General features: G+C 63.5%; 5 protein-coding genes and 2 rRNA genes (1 of these 7 cut by a window edge). 6 read left to right on the top strand and 1 reads right to left on the bottom strand.

The genetic code is table 11. From position 1 onward, the window contains the following. Positions 1–2,072 (top strand): 23S ribosomal RNA (locus TSH64_RS14800) (it extends 675 nt beyond the left edge of the window). A gap of 146 nt (positions 2,073–2,218) precedes the next feature. Next, positions 2,219–2,334, top strand: a 5S ribosomal RNA gene (gene rrf / locus TSH64_RS14795). A 103-nt stretch (positions 2,335–2,437) separates the two neighbouring features. Here rrf and TSH64_RS14790 read toward each other — a convergent pair. Further along, positions 2,438–2,857: a hypothetical protein gene (locus TSH64_RS14790; protein ID WP_109445965.1), complete on the bottom strand. Its 420-nt coding sequence runs from the start codon at positions 2,855–2,857 to the stop codon at positions 2,438–2,440. Positions 2,858–3,016: 159 nt separating this feature from the next. On the opposite strand from TSH64_RS14790, the gene TSH64_RS14785 reads away from it, so the two are divergent. The 4 genes from TSH64_RS14785 to TSH64_RS14770 form a co-directional block, all read left to right on the top strand. Further along, on the top strand, positions 3,017–4,819 hold the full coding sequence (locus TSH64_RS14785; protein ID WP_109445963.1) for a thiamine pyrophosphate-requiring protein: 1,803 nt from the start codon (positions 3,017–3,019) through the stop codon (positions 4,817–4,819). A gap of 424 nt (positions 4,820–5,243) precedes the next feature. Next, positions 5,244–5,630 carry a response regulator gene (locus tag TSH64_RS14780; protein ID WP_109445961.1) on the top strand — a complete coding sequence of 129 codons (387 nt, stop codon included), beginning with the start codon at positions 5,244–5,246 and terminating at the stop codon, positions 5,628–5,630. A 105-nt stretch (positions 5,631–5,735) separates the two neighbouring features. Continuing rightward, on the top strand, positions 5,736–6,689 hold the full coding sequence (locus TSH64_RS14775) for an SDR family oxidoreductase (protein WP_109452678.1): 954 nt from the start codon (positions 5,736–5,738) through the stop codon (positions 6,687–6,689). Between the two features lie 45 nt (positions 6,690–6,734). Then, positions 6,735–7,500: endo alpha-1,4 polygalactosaminidase (locus tag TSH64_RS14770; RefSeq protein WP_109452676.1), on the top strand; the 766-nt coding region annotated here is incomplete at its 3' end.

The following is a 7,500-nucleotide window of genomic DNA, read 5'->3' as shown; positions in this document are numbered from 1 at the left end:
GCCATGGGCAGGTTGAAGGTGCGGTAACACGCACTGGAGGACCGAACTCACGCCTGTTGAAAAAGTCGGAGATGACCTGTGGCTAGGGGTGAAAGGCCAATCAAATCAGGAAATAGCTGGTTCTCCGCGAAAGCTATTTAGGTAGCGCGTCGCGTATTGCCGCGGGGGGTAGAGCACTGGATGGGCTAGGGGGGCGCGAGCCTTACCAAACCTAACCAAACTCCGAATACCCGCGAGCAGAGCGCGGCAGACAGACGGTGGGTGCTAAGGTCCATCGTCGAGAGGGAAACAGCCCAGACCGCCAGCTAAGGTCCCCAAATCACGGCTAAGTGGGAAAGGATGTGGGAAGGCCATGACAACCAGGAGGTTGGCTTAGAAGCAGCCATCCTTTAAAGAAAGCGTAATAGCTCACTGGTCTAGTTAAGCCGGCCTGCGCCGAAAATGTATCGGGGCTCAAGCCGTGTACCGAAGCTGCGGATGTGATCTTCGGATCACGTGGTAGCGGAGCGTTCCGTAAGCCTGCGAAGGGTGTCCGTGAGGCCGCCTGGAGGTATCGGAAGTGAGAATGCTGACATGAGTAGCGACAAACAGTGTGAGAAACACTGTCGCCGAAAGTCCAAGGGTTCCTGCGCAAGGTTAATCCACGCAGGGTGAGCCGGCCCCTAAGGCGAGGCCGAAAGGCGTAGTCGATGGGAACCACGTTAATATTCGTGGGCCTGGCGGAGGTGACGGATTGGAAAGCGTGTACGATCTTATCGGATTGATCGTGCTGTGGACCGGTTCCAGGAAATAGCCCCGCCTTATAGACCGTACCCCAAACCGACACAGGTGGACTGGTAGAGTATACCCAGGCGCTTGAGAGAATGGTGTTGAAGGAACTCGGCAAATTGCCCTCGTAACTTCGGAAGAAGAGGGCCCCGTTGTGGCGCAAGCCATGGCGGGGGGCACAGACCAGGGGGTAGCGACTGTTTACTAAAAACACAGGGCTCTGCGAAGCCACACAAGGCGACGTATAGGGTCTGACGCCTGCCCGGTGCCGGAAGGTTAAGAGGAGGAGTGCAAGCTCTGAATTGAAGCCCCGGTAAACGGCGGCCGTAACTATAACGGTCCTAAGGTAGCGAAATTCCTTGTCGGGTAAGTTCCGACCTGCACGAATGGCGTAACGACTTCCCCGCTGTCTCCAACACCAACTCAGCGAAATTGAACTCTCCGTGAAGATGCGGAGTTCCCGCGGTCAGACGGAAAGACCCCGTGCACCTTTACTACAGCTTTGCAGTGGTGCTAGGGACTTCATGTGTAGGATAGGTGGGAGGCTTGGAAACATGGGCGCCAGCTCGTGTGGAGCCAACCTTGAAATACCACCCTTGAAGTCTCTGGCATCTAACCGTGGCCCGTTATCCGGGTCCGGGACCCTGCATGGCGGGTAGTTTGACTGGGGCGGTCGCCTCCCAAAGTGTAACGGAGGCGCGCGATGGTGGGCTCAGAGCGGTCGGAAATCGCTCGTCGAGTGCAATGGCATAAGCCCGCCTGACTGCAAGACTGACAAGTCGAGCAGAGACGAAAGTCGGCCATAGTGATCCGGTGGCTCCACGTGGACGGGCCATCGCTCAACGGATAAAAGGTACGCCGGGGATAACAGGCTGATGACTCCCAAGAGTCCATATCGACGGAGTCGTTTGGCACCTCGATGTCGGCTCATCACATCCTGGGGCTGGAGCAGGTCCCAAGGGTTCGGCTGTTCGCCGATTAAAGTGGTACGTGAGCTGGGTTTAGAACGTCGTGAGACAGTTCGGTCCCTATCTGCCGTGGGTGTCGGAGTTTTGCGAGGATCTGTCCCTAGTACGAGAGGACCGGGATGGACATACCTCTGGTGCACCGGTTGTCACGCCAGTGGCATGGCCGGGTAGCTAAGTATGGACGGGATAACCGCTGAAAGCATCTAAGCGGGAAACCCACCTCTAAACCAGAGCTCCCTTGAGAGCCGTGACAGACCATCACGTCGATAGGAGGCATGTGGACGGGCAGCAATGCTTGAAGCTAAGCCTTACTAATCGCTCGATCGGCTTGATCTCGACACCACTAACCGCGCCATGCGCAGCAGCAAGCCTGCTCCAAAGCAGTGCTTGACCAGCGCATCGCCGTTCGATACATCCTCCTCACTTGCACTGAACAAGCATTAAGCGCTTTCGGTAACAGCGTCGGTCTTGTGCCTCGGTGACCTGGTGGTCATGGCGAGGTGTCAAACACCCGATCCCATCCCGAACTCGGCCGTGAAAAGCCTCCGCGCCAATGGTACTGCGTCTTAAGACGTGGGAGAGTAGGTCGCCGCCAGGTCGCTCAGGCACATGAGACGCTCAAATCAAAAGCAAACATGCTTGCATCTTCATCCAGATCACGAACGCCCCGTCTCGAAAGAGACGGGGCGTTTCGCTGTTCATCAGCCGCCGCGGAAACCGGTCAGCCTTTCTTCGCCGCGGCCGATGTCCGGCTTGAACCGGGCCCCTTTCGCGGCTTCCACCAGCTGATCGATGAAGCTGCGGTAGTCGTCGGCGGCCTCGCCCGGGGCTTCGCCGGTCGGCTCGACCGAGCCGGAATAGGGGGCGGCAGCCTCGGCGGCGCTGTCGTGGCTGCGGAAGGCCGCGACGAAGACGGTGTCGCCCTCCGGGTTTCCTTCCCCGACATGCCGGGTGCTGCGCGACAGTTCGATCCGCCCGTCGGCATCGGCGGCGGACAGGATGGTCACGCCATGGACGGTCGTCGTGTCGCTGCGCGCGTTCGCCGCCGCATCCTGTTCGAAGGCGTGCCGCTCGTAAGCCCGTTCGAAGCTTGAGCGGTCATCGATGTTGGCCTCGGCCATCGCTGTCTCCCTGTTGCTGCACACGATAACGCCCCGCCGGCCGGATCGGTCCGACAGGGGGGTGGGCAAAAAACTTGCGGCCTGCGGCGAACCGATGGGCCGGCGCACAGTTGAAACAGGAAGGGCGGTGACGTCCGAGCAGAGACAAGAGAGGCGACCATGGCTCCGAACGTCAGCGATTTCTTCTGGCAGCGGCTCTCCGAGTGGGGCGTGAAGCGGGTCTTCGGCTATCCCGGCGACGGCATCAACGGGCTGGTCGGCGCGCTCGCCCGCGCCGGCGACCAATTCGAGTTCATCCAGCCCCGCCACGAGGAGCTGGCCGCCTTCATGGCGACGGCGCACGCCAAATACACCGGTGAGATGGGCGTCTGCCTCGCCACCTCCGGCCCCGGCGCCATCCACCTGCTGAACGGGTTGTACGATGCGAAGCTCGACCATCAGCCGGTGCTCGCCATCGTCGGCCAACAGGCGCTGACCGCGCTGGGCGGCCAGTACCAGCAGGAGGTCGATCTCGTCTCCCTCTTCAAGGATGTTGCCGGCGAGTATGTGCAGATGGCCTCCACCCCGGCCCAGGTGCGGCACATCGTCGACCGGGCGGTGCGGATCGCCAAGGCCGAGCGCACGGTGACCTGCATCATCATGCCCAACGACCTGCAGGAGATGGACGCGGTCGAGGCCCCGGCCCGCGCCCACGGCACCATCCATTCCGGTGTCGGCTGGTCGGCCCCGGTGGTGCGTCCGGCGGAGCCCGACCTGCGCCGCGCCGCCGATGTGCTGAATGCCGGCTCCAAGGTGGCGATCCTGGTCGGGGCGGGCGCGCTGAACGCCACCGACGAGGTGATCGAGATCGCCGACATCCTGGGCGCCGGCGTCGCCAAGGCGCTGCTCGGCAAGGCGGCGCTGCCCGACGATCTGCCCTTCGTCACCGGCTCCATCGGCCTGCTCGGCACTCGGCCGAGCTACGAGATGATGGTGAACTGCGACACGCTGCTGATGATCGGCTCCGGCTTCCCCTATTCGGAGTTCCTGCCGAAGGAGGGGCAGGCGCGCGGCGTGCAGATCGACATCGACCCGAAGATGCTGAGCATCCGCTATCCGATGGAGGTCAATCTGGTCGGCGACAGCGCCGGCACCCTGCGCGAGCTGATCCCGCTGCTCCAGCGCAAGCAGGACCGCTCCTGGCGTGAGCGGATCGAGGCGGGCGTCGCCGAGTGGTGGAGGGTGCTGGAAGCCCGCGCCATGAACGATGCGACGCCGCTGAACCCGCAGCGCGTCTTCTGGGAACTGTCGCCGAGGCTGCCCGACGACGTGGTGATCGCCTGCGACACCGGGTCGGGCACCAACTGGTACGCCCGCGACATCAAGATCAGGCGCGGGATGAAGGCGACGCTGTGCGGCGGCCTCGCCACCATGGGGCCGGGCATGCCCTATGCCCTGGCGGCCAAGTTCGCCCATCCCGACCGCCCGGTGCTGGCCATCGTCGGCGACGGCGCCATGCAGATGAACGGCATGAATGCGCTGATCACCCTGGCGAAATACTGCAAGCAGTGGAGCGACCCGCGCTTCGTCGTGCTGGTGCTGAACAACCGCGACCTCAACCAGGTGACCTGGGAGATGCGCGCCCAGAACGGCGATCCGAAGTTCGAGGCCTCGCAGGAGCTTCCCGATTTCCCCTATGCCCGCTATGCCGAACTGCTTGGATTCAAAGGCCTGTTCGTCGACAAGCCCGAAAACCTCGCCGCGGTCTGGGACGAGGCGATGGCGACCCGCGGGCCGGTGCTGGTCGAGGCTTACACCGACCCCAACGTCCCGCCGCTGCCGCCGCACATCACCTTGAAGAACGCCGCGGCGATGATGGCGACGCTGGCCAAAAGCGATCCGGAGGCCTGGGACATGCTGAAGGACACCGCCAAGGACCTTGTCCAGAGTTACCTGCCGCATGGCGGAGGCAGGAAAGGCTGATTCGCCGACGGCGAACGGAGATTTTCAAAACGCAGGGCCGCATAATTGTTTCGCACGTCATTTCAATTATGCGGCTCCGCCGGAACGGCACTGTGCCAAATTCCGCAATTGGGCCAAAGATAAGGCAAAAAAGTCCAATCAAGTTGGTTTGTATATCTGTTTATGGTCTGGCACCAAGTAAACCGGCGATGTCGTCAATGCGCGCTAGAGGCGAACGGAAAACCATAAATTCAAAGAGACAACTCATCAATAGGGGTAAAGCGCTATCGCGAATGGCTTGACCCGAGACCCTAAAAGAGATAGAGAGCGAACCATGCGTGAATGATGGCATTCCTGTGCAGCGCAGGGTCGCAGCATTGCGTCCTTCCGGATGCCGGCGATACCGCTCACGCCATGGGGTTCGGCCACAGGCTTGGATGGCGGAATGTTGGACACGGTCGAGAAAACGCGGACGATCCTGGTTGTCGAAGACAATGTGCTGATGCGCAAGCTCTTCGTCCGCTGCCTCGAGGAGGGCGGCTTCACCGTCGTCGAGGCGTCGGACGCCACCTCGGTTATGGACTTGATGCGCGACATGGCGCCCGATCTGGTGGTGATGGACATCGTCATGCCCGGCCTGTCGGGGCTTGAGCTTATCCGCCAGATCCGCGCCGACTCTGCCCTGGCCTCCACCCCGGTGCTGGCCGTCACCAACCTCGCCACGCCTGCGGACAAGCGCCGGCTGACCGAAGCGGGCTTCGACGGCCATGTGTCGAAGCCGATCAAGCCCAAGGAATTCCAGGCTTCCGTCGCCGGCTTCCTGCCGGCCTGATCTTTTTTGCAGCCGATTTGAGCCAGGCTCGGGATTTTTCAAATCCGGTGCCCCCGATTTCGCGTATCACGTCAAACACACGCAAAAGCGGAGGGAGCCGCAGCGATGGCGCGTTATCTGGTTACCGGCGGTTGCGGTTTCATCGGCTCGCACCTGATCGAGCGGCTGCTGGCGGCAGGGCACGAGGTCCGGGTGCTGGACGATCTGTCCACCGGCAAGCGTGAAAACCTGCCGGACGGCGTGCCTGTGATTGTCGGTGACGTGGCCGATGCCGAAGCGGTCCGGGCGGCGATGGCCGGCGAGGACGGTGAGGGGGTGGACGGCTGTTTCCACCTGGCCGCCGTCGCCTCGGTCGACCGGTCGCGTGAGGCCTGGCTGGAGACCCACCACGCCAACCTGTCCGGCACCATCGCCGTGTTCGACGCCGCCCGCCGGGCCGCCCGCCGCGCCAATCCGGCCGGACCGGTTCCGGTGATCTACGCCTCCTCCGCCGCCGTCTACGGCGACAATCCCGACATGCCGCTGACCGAGGATGCGGCGACCCGCCCGCTGTCGGCCTATGGCGCCGACAAGCTGGGCTGCGAGCTTCATGCGCGGGTGGCGGACGGGGTGCATGGCGTGCCGACCGCCGGCTTCCGCTTCTTCAATGTCTATGGCCCGCGCCAGGATCCGAAATCCCCCTATTCCGGCGTCATCTCCATCTTCGCCGGCCGCATCGCCAGGGGCGAACCGATCACCGTCAATGGGGATGGCGAGCAGGTGCGGGATTTCATCTTTGTAAAGGATCTGGTGCGATACCTGACTGCGGCGATGGGACATCCGCAGCCGGGCGCACCGATCTACAATGTCTGTACCGGCCGTCCGACCTCTGTCAACCGGCTGGCGGAGGTTCTGGCCGACCTGTCGGGCCGTCCGCTCGACCGGCGCTACGGTCCGGCGCGGCCGGGTGACATCCGGACATCCATCGGCGATCCCACGCGTCTGGTCGCCGCCTTCGGCATGAGCTGCGACACGCCGCTGGAGGATGGGCTGCGCCAGACGCTGGCGTGGCTTGGTTGACGGGTCCGGGTGAAGAACTCGGCTGACTGATCGGGGCAGGGTGGCGTGATCGGTGGTTTGATCGGGCGGCGGGCGGTCGCCGGCGGGCTTTTGTCGGGTGCGGCGCTGCTGGCGCTGCCCAACAGGGACCTGCGGGCCGCAAATCCCGGCCAAGCTCCCGTTGCTCCGGCCCCTGCTGCCCCCTGGGCGGTCTATTACGCCGATGCGGCACCGCTGGCCGCCTTCCAGCCTTACCGGCTGCTGGTGCTGGACAGCAGGACCCACCCGCCGCTGCCACCGCTGGCCGACCGGGGCAAGACCCTGCTCGGCTATCTCAGCGTTGGCGAGGTCGAGACTCACCGCCCCTGGTTCGACCGGGTGAAGGGGTGGGGCATCCTGGACCAGGAAAACCCCAACTGGCCCGGCAGCTTCTATGTCGACGTGCGCGACCGCCGTTGGGTCAAGCTGGTGGTCGAGGAGCTGGTCCCCGCGATCCTGCGCGAGGGCTTCCATGGCGTTTTCCTCGACACGCTCGACAACCCGCCGCATCTGGAGCGCACCGACCCGAAGCGCTGGCGCGGCATGACCGACGCGGCGGCGGCGCTGGTGCGGGCCATCCGCCGCAACTGGCCGGACATCGGCCTGATGCAGAACCGCGGCTATGAGATCCTGCCGCAGACCGCCCCGCTGCTGAGCCATGCGCTGGGCGAGAGCGTCTATGCCGGCTGGGATTTCGCCGCCAAGCGCCCGCACCGCCAGAGCGACGAGGATTACCGGTTCCAGGTCGAAGCGTTGAAGGCGGCCGGCACGCTGAACCCACAGCTCGGCCTCC

This window comes from Azospirillum sp. TSH64, assembly GCF_003116035.1.
In the GTDB taxonomy this organism is placed as follows: Bacteria; Pseudomonadota; Alphaproteobacteria; order Azospirillales; family Azospirillaceae; genus Azospirillum.
This window is presented reverse-complemented; position numbering and strand designations above follow the sequence as displayed.